The sequence below is a fragment of the Halomonas sp. LC1 genome (assembly GCF_030247125.1).
Taxonomy (GTDB): domain Bacteria; phylum Pseudomonadota; class Gammaproteobacteria; order Pseudomonadales; family Halomonadaceae; genus Vreelandella.
The window spans coordinates 240,813-262,393 of record NZ_JASSPG010000007.1; the positions used below are offsets into that span (position 1 = coordinate 240,813).

Here is a 21,581-nt window from a genome sequence, read left to right on the forward strand (position 1 = left end):
TCTCATCACCTAGGCTGCACATTCCCCAACCCCGTCCAAAGACTCCTCAAATATGTCAGGAAAACTCCTCATGGCCTCTGTGCGGCGGGTTTCGAGTATATCGGCATAGATTTCGGTGGTTCTCAGCTCACTATGGCCCAGAAGTCGCGACAGTGAGTAGATATCCACACCCCTGGCCAGTTGATTGACCGCAAAGGTATGCCGTCCGGCATGGAAAGTGACATTCTTGGTGATTCCTGCCCGCATGACCCACTGCGCTAATGCAACGTTGGTGTAGGAGTCATACTTCAGACCCTTGAATACCCTATCACCTGGCTTACCGCGATTCTCTAGGTTCAACAACCTCACCGCTGAGTCTGGAAGATCCAGGTATTGCAGTGAGTTCCCGGCGTTCACCAGCTTCTTCTGCCGAAAAATGATGCGGTAGTGGCCATCGGTGAATTCCTCTATCTCACCCCAGACCAGCTTGTGGATGTCTGACCAGCGAAGGCCTGTGGTGCAGGAGAACAGGAAAGCCCGCCGCAGCACGTCATAACGGCATTCGGCTTTGGTTAGAGCCCGTACCTCTTCCAGGGTCAAGTAAGTGCGTTTCGTGTTTTCCGGCTTGATGGACTTGACCTGTTGAACCGGGTTGTCGCGGACAATGCCATCCCGATAGGCTTGGTTGAGTGCTGCCCGAACCTTGTTGAAATAACTGCTGGTGGTGTTCTTGGCTAGTTTGGTACCGGATTTGGTGGTGGCCTCATGCAGAAGGTAGTGCCGGAACCCCTCCAGGAATCGCTTATCGACTTGTTCAAAGGTCAGTTCAGACAAGCCATGGTAGCGGTGCAGGTGGTGACGGGTGGAGATCCAGATCGAATGGTTGGATTTGCTTCCGGAAGCTTTCTCGTCAGTCAGCTGGTCGAAGTAATCGAAGAAGCTGGCAGAAAGCTTGGTCCGATCATCCAATCCATGTCGTGACGACTCGATTTCCAACAGCCGTTTTGCCCGGATGGCCTCAGCCTTCTGATTCACGGTCTTGTTGTGCTCGCGCTCCGCCGGAAGTCGAGGTTTGTCGTAGAGGAACAGGTTCAGGGGCTCATACGAGCGCTTCTGCGCCCGAGAACCGTTCTGGCCTGTCTTGGAACCGTGATAGTAGACCAGTCGCAAGGCACGGTGGCCGTTCTTGTCTGGTTCGCGTTTCTGGATAGTGATTTTCATGTTTTGCTCCTTTTGTGCTCCGAGTGCTCCGAAAACTTATACTCGGAGCACACACGGAGCAAGAGGGGGCAAAACGGATCAAATTGCCTGCAAAGAAATAGAATAAATTTCTTTATAAAACAATGTCTTATTTGTATTTGGTTGGATGCTTTTCGATCTTTTTGGCCATTTTACTTCCCGATGCAGAAGCTGCCAAAAATTTTGCCAAGCAGATCATCGGCGCTAAATTCACCGGTGATCTCTCCCAGCGCTTGCTGTGCGTCTCGCAGGTCTTCGGCGAGAAGCTCGCCAGCGCCGTAGCCATCCAACTGGGCGCGGCCGGTATCAAGGGCAGCCATGGCGCGGTCAAGGGCATCCAGGTGGCGGCGGCGGGCGGAGAAGCGGCCCTCCGTCGTTGCAGAGAACCCCATGACGTCTTTTAAATGCGTTTTCAAACTGTCCACACCCTCTCCGGTTTTTGCAGACAGCCGAACAATGGGAGTGGCTGTGGATAAGTCAATGCCCGGCGTTTCGGCACTGGCATCAATTTTATTACGCACCAGGGTAAGCCTGCTTTGATCGGGGAGGCGCTCCACGAACTCAGGCCAGATGCTCATTGGGTCGGTAGCCGCTGTGGTGGATGCATCCACCATGAGCAGTACTCGGTCGGCCTTTTCGATCTCTTCCCATGCCCGGGCAACACCGATTTTCTCTACCGCATCGGGCGTATCACGCAACCCGGCAGTATCGATGATATGCAGCGGCATGCCGTCTAGGTGAATGTACTCCCTCAGTACGTCACGAGTGGTGCCCGCGATGTCCGTCACAATAGCCGTATCCTGCTCGGTCAGTGCGTTCAACAGGCTCGATTTGCCCGCATTGGGGCGCCCTGCGATCACCACGCTCATGCCTTCACGTAGCAGAGCGCCCTGCCCAGCGGCTTTGCGAACGCCAACCAGCGCTTGCTGAACACTCTCCAGATGCGTGGCGACATGGCCATCGGCGAGAAAGTCGATTTCCTCCTCAGGAAAATCGATGGCGGCTTCCACGTAAACGCGCAGTTCGATCAGCCGCTCCACCAGGGCGGAAACCCGCTGTGAGAACTCGCCCTGTAACGAGCGCACGGCATTTTCAGCGGCAGAGCGGGAGGTGGCATCGATCAGGTCGGCAATTGCTTCCGCCTGTGCCAGATCCAGCTTGTCGTTGAGAAAGGCACGTTCTGAGAACTCCCCAGGCCGGGCCAGGCGAGCGCCTAGCTGCAGGCAGCGCTCAAGCAGCATATCCATAATGATGGGGCCGCCGTGGCCTTGAAGCTCCAGCACGTCTTCACCGGTGAAGGAGTGGGGGCCGTTAAACAGGAGCGCGATGCCCTCGTCAATAATGCCCTCAGCGCCGTGAAACGGACCGTAGTGGGCGTAACGGGGAGCAGGGCAATCACCCAGTATCTCAGCGGCTATCGAGCGGCAGGCGGGGCCTGATACGCGAATGATGCCCACACCGCCACGGCCAGGTGGGGTTGCCAAGGCGGTAATGGTGTCTTGGGTATAGAGTCGGTCGGCCATGACGCTTCCTAAAGACGAAAAAGGGAGAGTGTATCGCGATGGCGCTCATGATGAGCACGTTCGCCCTAAAACGCCAGACCCCCGCAAAGGCGGGGGTCTGGGAGTAGCAGAGGAGAGCGATTACTTGGTTCGCATCCCTTTGCCGACGCTTGGGTCATTCTCGATGCTGCGCGTAATGAAGTACTGCTGCGCCACCGAGATGATGTTGTTGACCACCCAGTAGATGACCAGACCTGCCGGGAACCACAGGAAGAAGAAGGTGAAGATGATCGGCAGCATCTTCATGATCTTCGCCTGCATGGGGTCTGGCGGTGTCGGGTTCAGCATCTGCTGAACGAACATCGAAATACCCATCAGAATCGGCAGGATGAAGTAGGGGTCTTTCACCGAGAGATCCTGGATCCAGAACATGAACGGCGCGTGGCGCAGCTCGACGGATTCCAGCAGCATCCAGTACAGGGCGATAAATACCGGCATCTGTACCAGAATCGGCAAACAGCCACCCAGCGGGTTGATCTTCTCTTTCTGGTAGAACTTCATCATCTCTTGAGACATTTTCTGGCGGTCGTCGCCATACATCTCTTTGAGACGCTGCATCTCTGGGCCCAGTTTGCGCATACGCGCCATGGACTTGTAGGCCTTGGCAGACAGCGGGAAGAGCACCAGTTTTACCAGCACGGTCAGCAGAACGATCGACCAGCCCCAGTTACCGACGATGTCGTGGATCTTATCCAGCAGCCAGAACAGCGGGTTGGCAATGAACCACAGCCAGCCGTAATCCACGGTGAGCTTAAGGTTCGGTGCGACTTGCTCAAGGTAGTCCTGAACCTTCGGACCCATGTAGAGCGTAGCACTCAGCGTAGCTTCACCCTCGGCGGCCACGCTGCTGGTAGGGCCAGCAAAGGCCACTACGTTACGATCACGAGAATCGGTCGTTACGTAGTAGAGGTTCTGCTGGTTTTGAGCCGGTGCCCAAGCCGATACGAAGTAGTGCTGGATCATCGCGATCCAGCCCCCTTGGGCCTCGCGATTGTCGAAGTTACGGCTTTGAATCGTATCGAAGTCGATCTTTTCGTAGCGCGCTTCTGGCGTAGAGTAGGCCGCCCCTAGATAGGAGTTCATGCCCATGGCCACACCGCTGGACGGATCCGGGCTGTTATCGCGAGCCAATTGGCCAATGAAGCGAGCGGTAACCGGGGCTTCGGTGTTGTTGGCCAGGTAGTAGCTCACGTTCACGGCATAGCTGCCACGATCAAACGTGAGGCGCTTGATGACATCGACGCCATTCACGTCGGCCGTCAAGTCAACGCTGAGCTGCTCTTCGTCATCGCCGAGGCGATATTCGTTACGCTCGGGCGTGAAAGCGATGCGGCTTGCTTGGCCATCCAGCTGCAGGCCAGAGCGGGCGACGTAGCTGCGCGTGGCGTTGTCCGACAGCAGCACGTAGTTGCGGTCGGAATCCAGCGTCAGCTTATGCTGCGGCAAGGCCGCGTAGACGATATCGCCACCGAAGGGGTCGATACGGACATCCAGGACATCCGTGGTGACCGCAATGAAGTCACGGCTAGCGGTGTCGCTCTGCTCGTCGCCAACGCCTTCACTGATGGCGTTATCCGGTGCGGAGGTACTGGGGACGGAAAGATCGTTACTAGCGTTCTCGCTCGCAGGTGTCCCATTGCTGCTTTGGGTGATCTCTGGCGTCGAGTCGTAGGTGGTCTGCCCGTAATCCTGATTCCACTGTACAACCAAAAGGTAGGCAAGCACTGCCAGTGGAATCAGTAATAAAAGTCGTTTTACGTCCATGAGGGTTCTGCCCGATGGGTGGTGAACATGCTAATGGCGCAGTGTCATTTACTCGACCCATGACACACGAAAGCCTGCCAAGCGGCAGGCCGAGGTCGAGCGGCGAGGTGTGTCGTCAAGCGTCACGTGTTACGCCATGAGGCGGGGGAGGTGCAGACACCGCCTGTGCGTCGCGCTGAAGCCGTTTCCACATGCCGTGTAGCTGGCGGGTGAGCGTTTCGTTATCGACATCCTGTACGCCCCGTTTTGCCAATATCACGATATCCACAGAGGGTAGGTGATCCTGACGTAGGCGAACGGATTCCCGAACGAGTCGCTTGAAGCGGTTACGATCCACAGCGAGCTTCACATTTTTCTTGCTGACCACCAGTCCAACGCGGGGGTATCCCCGAGTACTCATGCGCGCTAGCGCCATCATACCTTTGCCATGAACTTTGAGGTCGGCTTGTTCAAACACGTGACTAAAGTCCCCGGCAGTTAGCAAACGTAAGCACCGGGGAAAGCCTTGAGGCGACACACGCAATCCGAGATCAGGCGCTCAGACGCTTGCGGCCTTTGGCACGGCGGCGTGCGATCACGGCGCGACCGTTTTTGGTTGCCATACGAGCACGGAAGCCATGCGCGCGCTTGCGCTTGAGAACGCTGGGTTGAAAAGTGCGTTTCATAACTCGTTATTCCCACGTGGTTTAGGACGGAAAGTGAATTCCAAAAGACCCGGTCCAGTGAGGAACTAGCCGGGGAGTTTCAATTCAAGACCGGAAATTGTAGAGACTTCCCGCGCCGGGTGCAATTTTTCCTTGCATAAAAAGCGTGAAAAAGGCAATAGCGGCGCGGCTTGACGCCCACCACTCGTTTCCATGCATCACACTACTATTACTAATGAAGTTATTTAAAACCTACTGTTATTAATAGTGGGGATACTATTTGTGGATAAGTCATTTTAATATATTTTTATCAACAGCTTGAAGGGATAAAAAATCTGTGCATAAGCATCGAATAACGCGCGAATAAACTGTGAATTTGGTGTGGCCAAGCAGAGACATCTTGCCCAAAAAGAGGCTTGTACCCATGACGTCACCGGGTTTTCCTAAGAGCTTATGGTAAGTTGTCCACAGGCGAAAAAGAGCCGCTAGCCCGTGTGGATAACCGTCTCGTTGGGCGCTACAATGGTCGGCCGTTTTCAACCGATGGTGAGATGAGTGTCACTCGCGCTTTGGCAACAGTGCCTGGACTACCTGCAGGACGAACTGAATTCACAGCAGTTCAATACCTGGATACGTCCGCTGCAGGCAGAAGAAGGAGAGACCAATGAGCTGCGCTTGTTGGCGCCGAATCGCTTTGTGCGCGACTGGGTGAGTGATAAGTACGCCAAGCGTATTAGTGAACTGATGCGCGAGCTGGCGCCCTCCAAGCCTCCCAAAGTCAGCTTGACGGTGGGTAGCCGCCGGGCCGCAGCCCCCGCCCCTCAGCCTCGCGATCTAGGTCATCCGGTGTCAGCTGCACCGGCGCAGCCAGCGTCGCCTGCAGTGCATACGCCGCCCCGGGGAGACATCGCCGACGAGCGTGAAATCGATCAACTGCGTGAAGAGAGCGCCGCCAATCGACGCGGTAATGAGCGTCAGGTTCAAGTCGAAGGCAGCTTGAAGCACAATAGCGGCCTGAATCCCAATTTCACGTTTGATACTTTCGTGGAAGGTAAATCTAACCAGCTGGCCCGTGCGGCGTCCCGCCAGGTGTCGGAAAATCCTGGCGGTGCCTATAACCCGCTGTTTTTATACGGTGGCGTCGGCTTGGGTAAAACGCACTTGATGCACGCTGTGGGCAATGCGCTGGCAGGTCGCCGGGAGAATGCTCGCGTGGTTTATCTCCACTCTGAGCGCTTCGTGGCCGACATGGTGAAGGCGCTACAGCTCAATGCGATCAACGATTTCAAGCGTTTCTACCGCAGCGTCGATGCCCTCCTGATCGATGACATTCAGTTTTTTGCCGGTAAAGAGCGCTCCCAGGAAGAGTTCTTTCATACGTTCAATGCGCTGTTAGAGGGCGGTCAGCAGATGATCCTGACCTCTGACCGCTACCCAAAAGAGATCAGCGGCGTCGAAGAGCGTCTGAAGTCGCGCTTTGGCTGGGGGCTCACCGTCGCCATCGAGCCGCCGGAGCTCGAAACCCGGGTAGCGATTTTGATGAAGAAGGCCGATCAGGCCAAAGTGGATCTGCCACACGATGCTGCCTTCTTCATTGCCCAGAAGATTCGGTCTAACGTGCGTGAATTGGAAGGCGCGTTGAAGAAAGTCATTGCTGACTCACACTTCATGGGTAAGACCATCACCCAAGATTTTATCCGTGAGTCGTTAAAAGATCTTTTAGCGCTGCAGGATAAGCAGGTGGGGGTGGATAATATTCAGCGCACGGTGGCTGAATATTACAAAATCAAAGTGGCGGATCTGCTTTCCAAGCGGCGTTCACGCTCGGTAGCGCGCCCCCGACAGGTCGCGATGGCGCTGGCGAAAGAGCTCACCAATCATAGCTTGCCAGAAATTGGCGATGCGTTTGGTGGCCGTGATCACACCACCGTGCTGCATGCCTGCCGCAAAGTAAAAGCGTTGCAAGAAGAGAATGCGGATATTCGCGAGGATTACAAAAACCTTCTTCGTCTGCTAACCAGTTAACCTTTTTCGTTTACGCCTGCCAAGCGGCAGGCCTTTCAGGATAGAAAACCGGAGTTTCGATGAAATTTACCATTTCCCGAGAGGCGCTGCTTCGCCCGCTGACTCTGGTGGCGGGCGTAGTAGAACGGCGCCAAACGCTGCCTGTGCTCTCTAACGTACTGATTCAAGTAGAAGGCGACCAGGTCGCCCTGACCGGTACGGACCTAGAAGTTGAACTAGTAGGCCGCACGGTCGCCAGCCAAGTTGACCAAGCGGGCGCTGCTACGGTGCCGGCTAGAAAGCTGATGGATATCTGTAAGTCGCTGCCCGATCAGTCCGACATTCAACTGGCGGTCGAAGAAGGGCGTGCGGTTTTACGTAGCGGTCGTTCGCGCTTTACACTTTCTACACTTCCTGTGGCAGAGTTTCCCAATATCGAAGATGCCGACGGAAGTCAGGAGCTTAGCGTTCCCCGTGGCACGTTAAAGCATTTGATCGAGTCCACCTCCTTTGCCATGGCTCAGCAGGACGTACGTTATTACCTCAACGGCATGCTGCTAGAGATTCAGAGCAACCTGCTGCGCACGGTCGCCACCGACGGGCACCGGTTGGCGATGTGCTCGCGTCCTATCGAGGTCGCGGTCAGCCAATCCCAAAAGCTGATCGTGCCTCGTAAAGGTATTTTGGAGCTGTCCCGTCTTTTGGATGACAGTGACGAGCCGGTTAGTCTGACGCTTGGCGCTACCCATGTACGCGCCCATACGGGAGACTTCACGTTCACGTCGAAGCTGATCGACGGCAAGTTTCCGGACTACGAGCGCGTGGTGCCGCGTAATGGCGACAAAGTACTCATCGCCGAGCGTGCCGAGCTTCGTCAAGTGCTGTCGCGTACCGCCATTCTCTCCAACGAAAAGTACCGCGGGGTGCGCCTCTACTTGGAAGAAGGCAACCTCAAGGTCATGGCCAATAACCCCGAGCAGGAAGAGGCCGAAGAGAACGTCGCCGTGGAGTACAACGGTAGCGCCATGGAAGTGGGGTTCAACGTGGGCTATCTGGTCGATGTGCTCTCCGTGCTGGACGAAGAGCGGGTACAGATGACCCTAGCCGACCCCAACAGCAGTGCGCTGCTGGAAGAGCCAGGCGGTGGCGATGCGCTCTATGTCGTGATGCCGATGCGCCTGTAACGCACGGAAGGGAGTTGAAGAACGGCGCTTCTGCAACCAGAAGCGCCGTTTTCGCATAGGGCACGTCTGGCGATTTGAACGGTCTTACAAGGTGCATTGACGGATGAGCGTGACACAACTCACTTTTCAGGGGCTGCGTAATTTAGCGCCGGTCACGCTTCATCCCTCATCGCGTATTAACGTGATCCATGGCGTCAACGGCAGCGGAAAGACCAGTCTGCTAGAGGGCATTCATATCCTCGGCATGGGGCGTTCCTTTCGCACTCGCCAGCTCAAAAACGTCATCCAATCGGACGCCCCCTATATGACGCTGCACGGCCGTTTGGCAGGGGATCCCGAGGTGACCCTTGGCGTGAGGCGTATGCGCGCTCAGCGTGAGCTGGAGCTACGCCTGAGGGGAGAGAAGGGCGTGAGGTTAGCCGAACTCGTCGAGGCCATGCCGCTGCAGCTCATCAATCCAGATGCGTTTCGTTTGCTGGAGGGGTCGCCAGCAGGGCGTCGTGAGTTTTTGGATTGGGGTGTGTTTCACGTGAAACACCACTTTCTGGATGCTTGGCGTCGGACCCGGCGTGCGGTGAAACATCGGAATGCGCTTCTCAGGCGTGGTAGAATAGTTCCCAATGAAATAGCGGTTTGGGAGCAAGAGTTAGCACTCTGGGGCGAACAAATGAATGCGCTTCGCCAAGCATGGTTCAGCGAATTTCTCCCCGTGTTCGATAAAACTCTGAAGACGCTATTGCCGCTACCGGGATTAACGTTGCGCTATGCCCGCGGCTGGGACAAGCAGCGCTCGTTGGCAGAGGTGCTGCACGATAGCCGCGATACGGACCAGCAGATGGGGTTTACCCAGCAAGGCCCTCAGCGTGCGGATTTGCGCATCCGGCTGAATAAACAGCCTGCCATTGAGGTGCTTTCCAGAGGCCAGCAGAAGCTCGTGGTGAGTGCATTGAAACTAGCTCAGGGTAGGCTTCTGGAAAGTACCGCACAGCGGCACTGTATCTATTTGATCGACGACTTACCGGCAGAGCTGGATGAGCATCACCGCCGCCAGTTCTGTACGTTACTCGAAGAGATGCAGTGCCAAGCATTTATTACCAGCGTCGAACCCACCGCGCTAAGCGACGTTTGGCAGCCTTCTACAGCCGTCGAGATGTTTCACGTGAAACACTCCGCGCAAGGGCTCAGCCAGTGCCAGCCAGATGGGTAGACGACACGGAACGAGACAGACTTCACGACGGAGTGGTCAATGAGCGAGCAGGCTTACGATTCATCAAGCATCAAGGTGCTCAAAGGGCTAGACGCAGTACGTAAGCGTCCAGGCATGTACATCGGTGACACCGACGACGGCACCGGGCTGCACCACATGGTTTTCGAGCTGGTGGATAACTCCATCGATGAAGCTTTGGCCGGTCACTGTAGCGAAATTCGCGTGGTGATCCACCCGGATGAATCGGTAACCGTGAGCGATAATGGTCGGGGGATTCCAACCGAGCTGCACGAAGGTGAGGGTGTCTCTGCGGCTGAAGTCATTATGACGGTGCTCCACGCGGGCGGTAAGTTCGACGATAACTCTTATAAAGTATCGGGCGGCTTGCACGGTGTGGGTGTATCGGTGGTGAACGCTCTCTCTGAAGAGCTGCGCCTGACGATTTGGCGCCAAGGGGAAGTGTTCGAGCAAATTTACCATCACGGCGTGCCGCAAGCGCCGCTAGGCGTCGTAGGAAAAACGGAAAAAAGCGGTACCCGCGTGCATTTTCGTCCGTCACCGGCGACGTTTGCCAATATCGAATTTCACTACGATATTCTGGCGAAACGCCTGCGCGAGCTCTCCTTCCTCAACTCGGGTGTGGCCATTCGCCTGATGGATGAGCGTAGCGGCAAAGAGGAGCTGTTCCACTATGAGGGTGGCTTGAAGGCATTCGTCGACCACCTGAATAAGAATAAGACTGTCCTCAACCCGGTCTTCCACTTTAATGCTGTGCGCGAGGATGGTGTCGAAGTAGAAGTGGCGATGCAGTGGAGCGATGCCTTTACAGAAAACATCTTCTGCTACACCAACAACATTCCTCAGCGGGATGGCGGTACCCACTTGGCAGGGTTCCGTGCTGCGCTAACGCGGACGCTCAACCACTATATCGAAGCGGAAGGCCTGCTGAAAAAAGCCAAAGTGAACACGTCAGGTGACGATGCGCGCGAAGGCTTGACGGCCATCATATCCGTCAAAGTGCCGGATCCGAAGTTCTCATCGCAAACCAAGGACAAGCTCGTCTCGTCCGAGGTGAAGACAGCGGTGGAGCAGGAGATGGGGCGCTTGTTCGCCGACTACCTGATCGAAAAACCCAACGAAGCCAAAGCCATCGTCAACAAGATGCTGGACGCCGCACGTGCTCGTGAGGCAGCGCGGAAAGCCAGAGACATGACGCGTCGCAAAGGCGCGCTAGATATCGCGGGCTTGCCGGGCAAACTGGCCGACTGCCAAGAGAAAGATCCCAGCCAATCAGAGCTTTACCTGGTGGAGGGTGATTCGGCGGGGGGAAGTGCCAAGCAGGGACGTGACCGTCGTACCCAGGCCATTTTGCCGCTAAAAGGTAAAATCCTGAACGTCGAAAAAGCGCGCTTCGACAAGATGCTCTCCTCCGCCGAAGTGGGGACACTGATTACGGCGCTGGGGTGCGGCATTGGTCGGGAAGAATTCAATCCCGATAAGCTGCGCTACCACTCGGTCATCATCATGACCGACGCCGACGTTGACGGCTCGCACATCAGAACGCTGCTGCTGACGTTCTTTTTCCGCCAGATGCCGGAGCTCATCGAGCGTGGCCACATTTTCATCGCGCAGCCGCCGCTTTATAAAATCAAACGTGGTAAGCAAGAGCTCTATCTGAAAGATGAGCAGGCGATGATCGATTACCTGACCACCACCGCACTGGATGGGGCAGGGCTGCACGTCAATGCAGACGCGCCTGGCATTACCGGGTCGCAGTTAGAAGCACTGGTCAATCAGTACCGTAACGTGATGAAGCGTATCGACCGCTTGGCACGGGTGTACCCCATCGAAGTGCTCAAGCAAGCCGTCAATGCGACAGCGTTGCAGGGTGAGGGCAGCTTGAAAGATCGCGTCACCATGGAAAACTGGATTGCCGAGCTGCAAAAAGCCATGGACGACATGGTGGCCTATGAAGGCGGCCCGCGCTATCAGTTCTACCTGCAAGAAGACACCGAGCGTGGCCTGCATCTACCGACGGTATCGCTGATTGCCCACGGCGTCACCACGGAATATGTGTGGGGCCTGGACTTCTTCGAAAGCGCCGATTACCGCGCCATGGCAGGCTTAGGGGAAACCCTCAACGGCTTGCTGGATGAGGGTGCCTATATCGCCCGTGGTGAGCGCCAGAAGCCCGTTGCACACTTCTCTGAAGTGCTGACGTGGCTGATGCAGGAAGGCCAGCGTGGCCTCTCTGTGCAGCGTTATAAAGGGCTAGGCGAGATGAACCCGGACCAGCTGTGGGAAACCACCATGGATCCGGATAGCCGTCGCATGCTGCGGGTTACCATCGAAGATGCGGTAGCGGCAGATATGATGTTCAACACCCTGATGGGTGACGAAGTGGAGCCGCGTCGCGACTTTATCGAGACCAACGCGCTCGTTGCTAACCTCGATATCTAAAGTGGCTTCTTCAATGTGTTTCACGTGAAACATTGAAAAGTAAAAACCGCAGGCGAAGCGCCTGCGGTTTTTTTATATGTGGTTAAGACCAGCGTGAAAATCGCATCAAAAGGTTAATCCAAGGCCCCTGATAATAGGTCGTCTACAAAGGCAGCCAGGTCAGCGTAGACCAGTGCGTGCTCCAGCCCATCCCCTTTGGCGAGAGTCTTTTCCCCTTTACCCGTTTTCACGAGAACGCTACGGCATCCCATCACTGCCCCCGCCTGTAGGTCGCGAAGGCTATCGCCCACCATCCAACTGCCTGTCAGATTGGAGAGCGTCAGCTTGTCACGTATTTCGGTCAATAGCCCGGGCAGCGGTTTACGGCAGCCACACTGATCGTCTGGCCCGTGAGGGCAGTAAGCGATATGTGCTATCTGTCCGCCTTGTGCCTCCACCAGAGTATGCAAACGCTCGTGCATGGCACTTAGCGTGGCGTCATCGTAGTAGCCACGGGCGATGCCGGATTGGTTGGTAGCCACTGCCACGGTAAAGCCTGCCTGCGTTAGACGGGCAATCGCGTGTATGGCAGACGGGTAAGGGATCCATTCATCCAGGGATTTGATATAGGCATCCGAGTCGTGATTAATCACGCCATCGCGGTCCAGTATCACAAGTTGCTGCGCGGTGATCATAAGGCTCTCTTCTGCGAAAACGTCTCTGGGTAGGGTAAGCTCTGGTGTACGAATGAGCGAGTGTTTCACGTGAAACATTCATGCGTTCAATAAAAAGCCCGGCTTATCAAAGCCGGGCTATCGATTGCGCCTCTGGGACCGTCGGCGCTCTCAAACATTCACGGTATTACTGGGGTAGCTGAGAGATATCGGCCACTTCCAGGAACAGCGCTTGCAGGCTGGCCAGCAGAGCAAGGCGGTTACGACGAATGGCATCGTCATCCGCCATGACCATGACCTGATCAAAGAAGGCATCGACCGGCTCACGCAGCGTGGCAAGCGCGTCTAGCGCTTGCTGGTAATCGCCTGCTGCGAACAGCGGAGCCACCTGCTGCTGGCTAGCCGTGACGGCTTCAAACAGGGCCTTTTCCGCGGCTTCTTGAAGAAGCGAGGCGTCTACCTGCGTGCTGCCGTCGTGTTCCTGTTTGCTCAAGATGTTGGAAACACGCTTGTTCGCAGCGGCTAGTGCCGCGGCTTCTTCACGCTGGGCGAAGGCTTTCACGGCGCGTAATCGGCGCGCAAAATCCAGCGGATTGGTGACCGGGCGAGCACGAACCGCGAGATACATCTCGGCAGAGATACCCTCTTCCTGACCCCAAGCGCGGAAGCGGTCGAGCATGTACGTCAACACGTCGTCTACCAGGCCATCAGCTTTCGGGAGATTCTGGTGCTGATCAGCCGCCACTTGCAGCAGTTCACGCAAGTCGAGGTTCAGCTCGCCTTTCACCAGAATGTTCAGCACGCCAATGGAGGCGCGGCGAAGGGCGAAGGGGTCTTTTGCGCCCGTGGGGCGCTGGCCGATACCGAAGATGCCCACCAGGGTATCCAAACGATCTGCTAGCGCCAGCGCCTGTCCGGCGAGGCTTTGCGGAATCGCATCGCTGGCAAAGCGGGGCAGGTATTGCTCTTCTAACGCTTGGGCAACTTCCGCAGGCTCGCCATCCTGCTCGGCGTAGTAACGACCCATGATGCCCTGCAGCTCTGGGAATTCGAGCACCATCTCAGTGACGAGGTCACATTTTGCCAGTGCCACGGCACGCTGCGCGTGGGCCACATCGCCGTGAATGCGCTCGGCGATAAAGGTTGCAATGGCCGTGCTACGGCGGGCTTTGTCCGCCAGCGTGCCCAGCTGCTGCTGGAAGACCACGCTTTCTAATTGCGGAATGCGCGAGGCCAGGGTCTGTTTACGGTCGGTATCGTAGAAGAAGGCCGCATCCGCCAAACGCGGACGAATGACCTTTTCGTTACCGGAGATCACCTGATCAGGGTCTTGGCTCTCGATATTCGAGATGGTGATGAACAACGGCTTCAGCTTGCCCTGGTCATCGAGCAGGTGGAAGTACTTCTGGTTGGCCTTCATGGAGGAGATCAGACACTCCGCGGGCACTTTCAAAAAGCGCTCGTCGAAGCTGCCGGTCAGTGCGACGGGCCACTCTACCAAGCCGCTGACCTCGACCAGCAGGTCTTCGTCGATGACGGCGTTGGCTTCTTGAACTTCGGCCTCGGCAAGCACCTGTTCACGAATACGCTCCCGGCGCTGCTGGCGGTCGGCCAGTACGTAGGCGTTTTCCAGTGCTGATAGATAGTCATCGGCGTGTTCGAGCTGAAGGGCATCCGGCGCGTGGAAGCGATGGCCGTAAGTGGTACGGCTGGCTTGAAGCCCCAGGGCCTCGGCCGCAATCACCTCGTTGCCATACAGCGCCACCAGCCAGTGAACCGGGCGGGAGAACTCGACGCGGGACGCGCCCCAGCGCATGTTCTTGGGCACCGGCAGCGACTGGAGCGTTTTACGTACCATCTCAGGCAGCAGCGCCTGTACGCTGTCACCCTGCTGCTGTTCGCGGTAGCCAAGCCAGGTGCCTTTATCGGTTTCCAGGTGAATCAGGTCATCCACGCTGACGCCGCAGGAGCGGGCAAAGCCTTCTGCTGCTTTGGTGGGGGCGCCGTCTTTAAATGCGGCGGCCAGGGCGGGACCGCGGCGCTCTACTTCGCGGTCTGGCTGCTTGTCGGCAAGCCGGGTAACTTTCACGGCTAGGCGGCGCGGCGTGGCGTAGGCAGTCACCGCATCGAAGGGAATCTCAGCGTCTTGCAGGCCTTTTTCAATGCCAGCAGCAAACGCGTCTGAGAGCGCGTCCAGCGCGGTGGGTGGAAGCTCTTCTGCGCCCAGTTCTAATAAAAGCGTATCAAAGGCCATTATGCGTCTCCCTGCTCGGCGAGCTCTTCTTGTAACAGTTCACGGCGTAATGCTTCCGATGCCATGGGGAAGCCTGCTGCTTTACGAGACTCGAAGTAGGCGGTAGCAACATCACGCGCCATGGTGCGTACGCGCAGGATGAAGCGCTGACGCTCGGTTACGGAAATGGCGTGGCGGGCATCCAATAGGTTGAACGTATGAGACGCTTTGAGCACCTGCTCGTAGGCGGGCAGCGGCAGGCTCGCAGCCAACAGTTTGCTGCACTCTTTTTCCTGGTGATCAAACGCCGCGAAGAGCTGATCCACATCGGCGTGCTCGAAGTTATACGCCGACTGTTCGCGCTCGTTTTGCAGGTAGACATCGCCGTAGCTGACTTTGCTGCCGTCCGGCGCGATGGCCCATACCAAGTCGTAAACGCTATCGACGTTCTGCAGGTACATGGCGATACGCTCGAGCCCGTAGGTCAGCTCGCCGGTGACGGGGTAGCACTCGATGCCGCCCGCCTGCTGGAAGTAGGTGAACTGCGTCACTTCCATGCCGTTGAGCCATACTTCCCAGCCAAGGCCCCAGGCACCCAAGGTGGGGGATTCCCAGTTGTCTTCCACGAAGCGCACGTCGTGAATCAGCGGGTCGAGCCCTAAACGCTTCAACGATCCCAGGTAAAGATCCTGCAGGTTACTGGGGGAGGGCTTCATCACCACCTGAAACTGGTAGTAGTGCTGCAGGCGGTTGGGGTTTTCGCCGTAGCGGCCGTCGGTTGGGCGGCGGGAAGGCTGAACGTAGGCAGCGTTCCAGGTTTCTGGACCAATCGCCCGCAGGAAGGTGGCGGGGTGGAAGGTGCCCGCGCCGACTTCCATATCGAGGGGCTGAAGGATGACGCAGCCCTGTTCTGCCCAGTACTGTTGCAGAGCAAGGATCAAGCCTTGAAAGGTCGACACATCGGGTGTCGATTGGTTTGTCGAGACACTCATCGCGGAAAGCACCGTTGGCCATGAATTCATAAGCCGTCAAGTATACAATCACAGGCAGATGGGTTATAGGCACGTTAGCCAAAGAGCCGCTTTTGGTAAGGAGAACGAGATGATCGTTGTAACAGGCGGGGCCGGGTTCATCGGCGCCAATATTGTCAAAGCGCTAAATGCTCGTGGCCGTGATGATGTGATGGTGGTCGACGACCTGCGCGATGGCACCAAATTCGTCAACTTGGCGGACTGCACACTCGCTGACTACTTGGATAAAGATGATTTCATCGCCCGCGTGAAAGCCGCGCTGCGTGGTGAAACGGTGGATTTGCCCACCATCGATGCGATTTTCCATGAAGGTGCTTGCTCGGATACGACCGAGTGGGACGGCCACTACATGATGGAAAATAACTTCGAGTACTCCAAAGTGCTGCTCAACTACTGTGAAAAACTGGGCATTCCTTTTCTGTACGCATCGTCGGCAGCGACCTACGGCGGCAGCGAGGTGTTCAAGGAAGCGCCGGAGCATGAAAAGCCGCTCAACGTGTACGGCTACTCTAAGCTGCTGTTCGATCAGCACGTACGCTCGCGCTGGAACGAGCTGACCACCCAGGTGGTGGGCTTCCGCTACTTCAACGTTTACGGGCCGCGAGAGCAGCATAAAGGCAAGATGGCCAGCGTGGCGTACCACAACCACCTGCAGATCCGTAACGGCGAAACGCTGAAGCTGTTCGGTGCTTACGGCGGCTACGAGGCGGGCATGCAGAGCCGCGACTTCGTCTACGTGGGCGATGTGGTCGATGTAAATCTCTGGTTCCTGGATAACCCCAGTGCGTCGGGTATCTTCAATCTGGGCACTGGCCGCGCCGAGCCGTTCAAGGCGATTGGCGAAGCGGTCATCGACTTCTATGGCCAGGGCGAAATCGACTACATTCCGTTTCCTCAAGAGCTGAAAGGGCGCTACCAGAGCTACACCCGCGCTGACATTAGCAACCTGCGTGCGGCAGGCTGCGACGTGGAATTCAAAACCGTTGCCCAGGGCGTGAAAGCGTACTTGGAGTGGTTGAATGGCTAACTCTGCCAAGCGTCTGCTGGTCGTAGGGCCTTCCTGGGTCGGTGATATGGTCATGGCCCAAAGCCTATTCATGACCTTAAAAGCGCGCTACCCAGGTGCCACGCTGGGGGTAGTTGCCCCCGGCTGGTCACAGCCGATTCTCGAGCGTATGCCGCAGGTGGATGAAGTGCTGCCATTGGCAGTGGGCCACGGAGAGTTTGGACTGGCCAGCCGCCGGGAGCTGGCGGCCCGGCTACGGGGCCGTTTTGATCGTGCCATCGTGCTGCCACGCTCCTGGAAAGCAGCGCTGGTGCCGTTCATGGCGCGTATCCCCGAACGCGTGGGCTTCTTAGGCGAGCACCGCTACGGCTTGCTAAAAGAGCGTCGAAAACTCGACAAGCAGGTGCTGGATCAAACCGTCAAACGGTTTGTATCGCTGGGGCTGCCGTTGGAAGAGGCACAAAGCGGGCAGTTCACGATACCCAAGCCACGGCTCACCATCGACCGCGATAATTTGGTGAACTTGCGCCTGTCCCATGCGCTCTCCTCTCGTCCTGCCATTGGCATGATGCCTGGCGCAGAGTATGGCCCCGCCAAACAGTGGCCGTTGGCGTACTTTCACCAACTGGCTGCCAAATTGATCAAGGAAGGCTTCGAGGTTCGAGTGCTGGGCGGGGCGAAAGATCATGCGGCAGGGCAGACCATCGTCAAGGGCCTGCCGCATGCGCATAATCTGTGCGGAAAGACCCAGCTGGCCGATGCCGTGGATTTGCTCGCCGATTGTCGTCAAGTGGTCACGAACGATTCGGGCCTGATGCACGTGGCAGCGGCGGTAGGCGTGCGCATCCATGCGCTGTATGGCTCGTCATCGCCCGCTTATACGCCGCCGCTGACGAGCAACGCCGAGATCCACTATCTGGGCCTCTCCTGTTCGCCATGCTTTCAGCGCACGTGCCCGTTGGGCCATACGAACTGCTTGAACGAGTTAGACGTGGAGCGGGTATATCAGGCAATGCGAGCCGATCGCCATAACGCCAGCGGTGTCATCGTTAGCGCATGATCTCCATTTCATTGGCTTGGTCGGCAGGGGTTTCGGTGACTTGGTCAATGGCGTTCTCGTCAGGCTCGCGCCGTTGGGGCGTGAGTCCATCCCATAGGCGATGTTGCAGCGCGGTTTCCTCTCGTAGGCGCTCGTTTAGCGCTTGCAGTCCATGAATCTCGACCAGCGTAGGCTGGCTGCTGAGCAGCGAAGCGCCTAGCCCTGCGCGATGTTCCTCCAGCGGTAGCCCCATGGCGTCGAGGATCGTGGGGAAGACATCGAGCATGGTCGCGCCTCGGCGCACTCGCTGCGGGCGTATACCGTCGCCCAGCATGATGAGCGTATTGTCACGATCCAGCGCGGTGAGCTGATCCCACACCGATACGCGCATGGTGAGATGATCGCTGAGCACCACGACCAGCGTATTCTCCAATAGCCCCTCTTGTTCCAAACGCTCGATGAAGTCTCGGGCTTGGCGTGCAGAGCACTTCACCGAGTAGAGAATGTCCTGACCATCGAACGGGCCCTGGCGGTCCAGGCAGGTTTGCGAGGGAAAGCCGCTGGGCGCATGGCCCGCGATGCTTAAATTCACCACCGCCCAGGGGCCGTCGTCCTCGTCGCTCAAGCGGCGAATCTCGTCGGCGGTCACGTCGTATAGTGTGTCGTCATACAGCCCCCAGCTATTCACATACTCGGGGTCGTCGAGTTCAGGCAGCAACTCCTCTTTGCCTTTTACGGTATCGAACTGGTGACCGCGATAGAAAAGGCCCTTGCCGGCAAACTGGGTGCTGGCCCCCCCAAAAAAGCTGAGCCGATAGCCCTGTCCGGCCAGCACGTCTCCTAGGCAGTCAACGCCGGGCACCACCTGATTGAGTGGCTCGAACTGACTATCGTGTAGCAGGCCTGCGGGCATGAGCGGCACGCCGCACTGGCTAGCAATCATTCCGGCCATGGTCCAACCGGTGTTCTCCATCTGATGAATTCCCTCAAACACCAGTCCGCGCTCGCCCAGCGCGGTCAAATCCGCGTACGCGTCGCCAAACAGCTCGTTGCTGTAGGTGCGCTCCATGCTTTCCAAATACATCAGCAGCAGGTTGGGGGAATCGGGCTGGTCGCTGGTTAGAGGAGCCACGTAGCGGCGGTCGAGCCACGCGCCGTCGTCCGTGACGATGGCAGCGCTGCGCTGACCGATGCCATAAAGCAGTGGATTGGCCGCCAGCAGCGCGATGGCGAAGAAGCGCTCGGTCAATCGCCAGCGCTGGTCGTGACGCGATAGCCACGTCACCGACACGAGGACGGCCAAGACCGTCACGGTATAGGTAAGCGCCAGCAGCATTTTACCCGCACCGCCGTGCTCCGCCATGCCCGCCTGCAGGTGAAAAAACACCGCACCCAGGTCGACGTTGCCAAAGCTGTCCGCTAAATAGACATAGATACTGAATAAGCTAAGGGGCGCCAGCGACCACGGCCACATGGGGCGGTAGCGCGCATTGAGCGGTGCACCCCAACGCAGCTTGATACCTATGCCAATCCATACCGCCGCTATCAAAAAAAGCGTCCACCAGGGCAGGCGCGTCAGTACGGTAACGGCATAGCCAAGGCTAAGACCCATCACGACCAGCGGCAGCCAGGGGGTAAGTTTGAGTGACCTTGAGGCGGACATCCTGTATTCCTTTTCAGAACGTGCTAAATGAGGAGGCCAGCTTATCAAAAGACGCGCCTCGTGGCCGTGTTAGCATGTCACTCAACAGGCTTGGAGCACGGATGAACCGTGTGCGCCTTAAACTGAGTGGGCAAAGGTGAGACGTGTCTATTTCCGCTGTGTTAATTGTCAAAAACGAAGCGCACCACTTACGTGAGTGCCTTGAAACCCTGACCTGGGCCGACGAAATCGTGGTGCTCGATGCGGGTAGCCAGGATGAGACGTGCGCGATTGCGCGAGAGTTCACTCAGAATGTGAGCGTCAACGCCGACTGGCAAGGCTTTGGTATTCAGCGCCAGCGTGCGGAAGCTTTGGCAAACGGCGAGTGGATTTTAATGGTCGATGCCGATGAGCGCGTGACGCCTGAGCTGCGCGCCAGCATTCAGGCCGCCATTCAGCAGCCGCCCGCTGCCTACAGCGTGAGCCGCCTGTCGTGGTGCTTTGGCCGTTTCATTCGCCACTCTGGCTGGTACCCAGACCGCGTGCTGCGCCTCTACCCGAAACGCCAGGCAGGCTATAACGCTGCGCTGGTGCATGAAAAGCTGGTGGTAGAAGCCGGGCTGATGGAAAAGCCGTTATCCGGCGACCTGCTTCACTACACCTACCGCGACCTGCGCCACTATCTTGAAAAATCGGCACATTACGCCCAGGCCTGGGCAGAGCAGCGCGCCGCCCAGGGTAAAACGGCCACGCTGTGGCAGGGCATTAGCCACGGCCTAGCCTGCTTTCTCAAAATGTATGTGCTCAAAGCGGGCTTTAAAGATGGCAAACAGGGACTGTTGTTAGCACTGCTGTCCGCTCACTCAACCTTCGCTAAGTACGCCGATCTCTGGGTTCGTACTCAGACCTCCGAGAAGCAGCGCTGAGATTTGTTCGGCTGCCGCGTTGAGATCGATAGCGGTCATGTCCTGTTGGTCGGCGCCTGAAGGCGGGCTAAACGCTAAGCGCTTTTCCGCCCGGTTGCAGGTTTGCCAGCGCAACGGCGTGGCGGAGCGTTTAGCCGGATAAAAACCCGCCGTGGCGATGTCCAGGCAGCCTGCGATATGTAGCGGGCCGGTTGAACCGGCAATCAGCATGTCCGCTCCGCCAAGCTGTCGGGCAAAGGCATCGACACCTGCGGTGCTGGGGAAGTGGTCTGCTGTAACGCCCTGTTTGGCAAGCTGCTCCCTCAACTCTTGTGCCTGAGGCTGCTCACTGGGGCCAGCGCTGATCAGCCAGCGTAGTGGTAGGTGCTGGCACTGCTGGTGCACTTGAGTGATCAGCGCGGCGTACTGCGCTACCGATAGATTCACAGCCGAGCCGCCGCTGCCAGGATGAACCACCACCACGTGCTCTGAAGCGCCGTTGACCAACGTTTGGCGCTGGGCATGACGCTGCGCGCTATCCAGTGGCCAGAAGGGGGGCGAGGGCATGGTAGAAAGCTTTAGTGAAAGGCGAGCTAGCAGTTCACAGGCCAAATCGACGTTGTACTGGTACTCCGGCTTTGCTGACTGCGAGCGGCGCTGGCGTACCCGCACGTTATAGAACACCTGCGCCCACTTGGTCGCCGGGGCAACGCGCAGCGGAATGCCTGCTTTCATGCCTAGCCAACCAATGCGCGGCGTCGAGAACAGCGTTAGCAGTGCATCAAATTTCGATTGTTTCACGTGAAACAATAGCGCCTGCTGCGCCGCTTTATCGGCCTGGCTGCCAGGGTCGATAATGACCTCATCTACCCATGGGCACGCCTTAGCTAACGGGGCCGTATAAGCGGGCACCAGCACAGTGACGTGGGGCGCAGGCGATGCCTGTTTCAAACACGCCAAGGCTGGCCACGCCAACATAAAATCGCCGATTTTGTCGTTACGCACGACAAGCAGTCTCTGCGCCATGAT

Annotated in this window: 17 protein-coding genes; 7 read left to right on the forward strand and 10 right to left on the reverse strand. The window is 57.3% G+C overall.

Translation table 11 applies throughout. From position 1 onward, the window contains the following. Positions 1–9 precede the first annotated feature (9 nt). The 5 genes from QIT27_RS13180 to rpmH form a co-directional block, all read right to left on the reverse strand. On the reverse strand, positions 10–1,200 hold the full coding sequence (locus QIT27_RS13180) for a site-specific integrase (protein WP_285264109.1): 1,191 nt from the start codon (positions 1,198–1,200) through the stop codon (positions 10–12). Positions 1,201–1,370: 170 nt separating this feature from the next. Next, the gene (gene mnmE / locus QIT27_RS13185) at positions 1,371–2,741 is read right to left on the reverse strand and encodes a tRNA uridine-5-carboxymethylaminomethyl(34) synthesis GTPase MnmE (protein WP_285264110.1); all 1,371 of its coding nucleotides are present in this window, start codon (positions 2,739–2,741) and stop codon (positions 1,371–1,373) included. A gap of 120 nt (positions 2,742–2,861) precedes the next feature. Further along, positions 2,862–4,544: a membrane protein insertase YidC gene (yidC, locus tag QIT27_RS13190; protein WP_159343662.1), complete on the reverse strand. Its 1,683-nt coding sequence runs from the start codon at positions 4,542–4,544 to the stop codon at positions 2,862–2,864. Positions 4,545–4,659: 115 nt separating this feature from the next. Further along, positions 4,660–5,061: a ribonuclease P protein component gene (gene rnpA / locus QIT27_RS13195; RefSeq protein ID WP_159343663.1), complete on the reverse strand. Its 402-nt coding sequence runs from the start codon at positions 5,059–5,061 to the stop codon at positions 4,660–4,662. Between the two features lie 13 nt (positions 5,062–5,074). After that, positions 5,075–5,209 (reverse strand): 50S ribosomal protein L34, encoded by a 135-nt coding sequence (rpmH, locus tag QIT27_RS13200; protein ID WP_009723348.1) that lies wholly within the window; start codon positions 5,207–5,209, stop codon positions 5,075–5,077. Between the two features lie 534 nt (positions 5,210–5,743). Between rpmH and dnaA the strand changes: the two genes are divergently transcribed. From dnaA to gyrB, 4 genes are all read left to right on the forward strand, one after another. Beyond that, entirely contained in the window at positions 5,744–7,213 is a 1,470-nt protein-coding gene (dnaA, locus tag QIT27_RS13205) for a chromosomal replication initiator protein DnaA (protein WP_159340518.1), read from the forward strand. Between the two features lie 59 nt (positions 7,214–7,272). Next, positions 7,273–8,376 carry a DNA polymerase III subunit beta gene (gene dnaN / locus QIT27_RS13210; protein WP_253018755.1) on the forward strand — a complete coding sequence of 368 codons (1,104 nt, stop codon included), beginning with the start codon at positions 7,273–7,275 and terminating at the stop codon, positions 8,374–8,376. 103 nt (positions 8,377–8,479) lie between these two features. After that, a complete protein-coding gene (gene recF / locus QIT27_RS13215) occupies positions 8,480–9,583 on the forward strand; it encodes a DNA replication/repair protein RecF (RefSeq protein WP_285264111.1) in 1,104 nt (367 codons plus the stop codon). 39 nt (positions 9,584–9,622) lie between these two features. Continuing rightward, the gene (gene gyrB / locus QIT27_RS13220; protein ID WP_285264112.1) at positions 9,623–12,043 is read left to right on the forward strand and encodes a DNA topoisomerase (ATP-hydrolyzing) subunit B; all 2,421 of its coding nucleotides are present in this window, start codon (positions 9,623–9,625) and stop codon (positions 12,041–12,043) included. 113 nt (positions 12,044–12,156) lie between these two features. Here the strand turns inward: gyrB and gmhB are convergent, their stop codons facing one another. The 3 genes from gmhB to glyQ all read right to left on the reverse strand — a co-directional run bounded on the left by gmhB (position 12,157) and on the right by glyQ (position 15,921). Then, complete coding sequence (gmhB, locus tag QIT27_RS13225; protein WP_285264131.1) at positions 12,157–12,717, reverse strand: D-glycero-beta-D-manno-heptose 1,7-bisphosphate 7-phosphatase; 561 nt, start codon at positions 12,715–12,717, stop codon at positions 12,157–12,159. A 166-nt stretch (positions 12,718–12,883) separates the two neighbouring features. Continuing rightward, a complete protein-coding gene (gene glyS / locus QIT27_RS13230; protein WP_253018758.1) occupies positions 12,884–14,950 on the reverse strand; it encodes a glycine--tRNA ligase subunit beta in 2,067 nt (688 codons plus the stop codon). Then, positions 14,950–15,921 carry a glycine--tRNA ligase subunit alpha gene (gene glyQ, locus QIT27_RS13235; protein ID WP_159340524.1) on the reverse strand — a complete coding sequence of 324 codons (972 nt, stop codon included), beginning with the start codon at positions 15,919–15,921 and terminating at the stop codon, positions 14,950–14,952. Before glyQ ends, glyS begins: the two co-directional genes overlap by 1 nt. 109 nt (positions 15,922–16,030) lie before the next feature. Between glyQ and rfaD the strand changes: the two genes are divergently transcribed. Together rfaD and waaF are read left to right on the forward strand one after the other, a co-directional pair. After that, entirely contained in the window at positions 16,031–16,987 is a 957-nt protein-coding gene (gene rfaD, locus QIT27_RS13240) for an ADP-glyceromanno-heptose 6-epimerase (protein WP_159340525.1), read from the forward strand. Beyond that, on the forward strand, positions 16,980–18,026 hold the full coding sequence (gene waaF, locus QIT27_RS13245; protein WP_285264113.1) for a lipopolysaccharide heptosyltransferase II: 1,047 nt from the start codon (positions 16,980–16,982) through the stop codon (positions 18,024–18,026). Before rfaD ends, waaF begins: the two co-directional genes overlap by 8 nt. Here waaF and QIT27_RS13250 read toward each other — a convergent pair. After that, entirely contained in the window at positions 18,016–19,668 is a 1,653-nt protein-coding gene (locus QIT27_RS13250; protein WP_159340527.1) for a sulfatase-like hydrolase/transferase, read from the reverse strand. The two genes, waaF and QIT27_RS13250, sit on opposite strands and share 11 nt — an antisense overlap. A gap of 143 nt (positions 19,669–19,811) precedes the next feature. Here QIT27_RS13250 and QIT27_RS13255 point away from each other — a divergent pair, with 143 nt between their 5' ends. Next, a complete protein-coding gene (locus QIT27_RS13255; RefSeq protein WP_285264114.1) occupies positions 19,812–20,573 on the forward strand; it encodes a glycosyltransferase family 2 protein in 762 nt (253 codons plus the stop codon). Here the strand turns inward: QIT27_RS13255 and QIT27_RS13260 are convergent. Next, positions 20,511–21,578: a glycosyltransferase family 9 protein gene (locus QIT27_RS13260; protein ID WP_285264115.1), complete on the reverse strand. Its 1,068-nt coding sequence runs from the start codon at positions 21,576–21,578 to the stop codon at positions 20,511–20,513. The genes QIT27_RS13255 and QIT27_RS13260 overlap by 63 nt on opposite strands. Positions 21,579–21,581: the final 3 nt, after the last annotated feature.

Bases quoted from the DNA above. Each gene is read 5' to 3' on its own strand.
- QIT27_RS13180 (WP_285264109.1), bottom strand. From the start codon at position 1,200: ATGAAAATCACTATCCAGAAACGCGAACCAGACAAGAACGGCCACCGT.
- mnmE (WP_285264110.1), bottom strand. From the start codon at position 2,741: ATGGCCGACCGACTCTATACCCAAGACACCATTACCGCCTTGGCAACC.
- yidC (WP_159343662.1), bottom strand. From the start codon at position 4,544: ATGGACGTAAAACGACTTTTATTACTGATTCCACTGGCAGTGCTTGCC.
- rpmH (WP_009723348.1), bottom strand. From the start codon at position 5,209: ATGAAACGCACTTTTCAACCCAGCGTTCTCAAGCGCAAGCGCGCGCAT.
- dnaN (WP_253018755.1), top strand. From the start codon at position 7,273: ATGAAATTTACCATTTCCCGAGAGGCGCTGCTTCGCCCGCTGACTCTG.
- recF (WP_285264111.1), top strand. From the start codon at position 8,480: ATGAGCGTGACACAACTCACTTTTCAGGGGCTGCGTAATTTAGCGCCG.
- gyrB (WP_285264112.1), top strand. From the start codon at position 9,623: ATGAGCGAGCAGGCTTACGATTCATCAAGCATCAAGGTGCTCAAAGGG.
- gmhB (WP_285264131.1), bottom strand. From the start codon at position 12,717: ATGATCACCGCGCAGCAACTTGTGATACTGGACCGCGATGGCGTGATT.
- glyS (WP_253018758.1), bottom strand. From the start codon at position 14,950: ATGGCCTTTGATACGCTTTTATTAGAACTGGGCGCAGAAGAGCTTCCA.
- glyQ (WP_159340524.1), bottom strand. From the start codon at position 15,921: ATGAGTGTCTCGACAAACCAATCGACACCCGATGTGTCGACCTTTCAA.
- rfaD (WP_159340525.1), top strand. From the start codon at position 16,031: ATGATCGTTGTAACAGGCGGGGCCGGGTTCATCGGCGCCAATATTGTC.
- waaF (WP_285264113.1), top strand. From the start codon at position 16,980: ATGGCTAACTCTGCCAAGCGTCTGCTGGTCGTAGGGCCTTCCTGGGTC.
- QIT27_RS13250 (WP_159340527.1), bottom strand. From the start codon at position 19,668: ATGTCCGCCTCAAGGTCACTCAAACTTACCCCCTGGCTGCCGCTGGTC.
- QIT27_RS13260 (WP_285264115.1), bottom strand. From the start codon at position 21,578: ATGGCGCAGAGACTGCTTGTCGTGCGTAACGACAAAATCGGCGATTTT.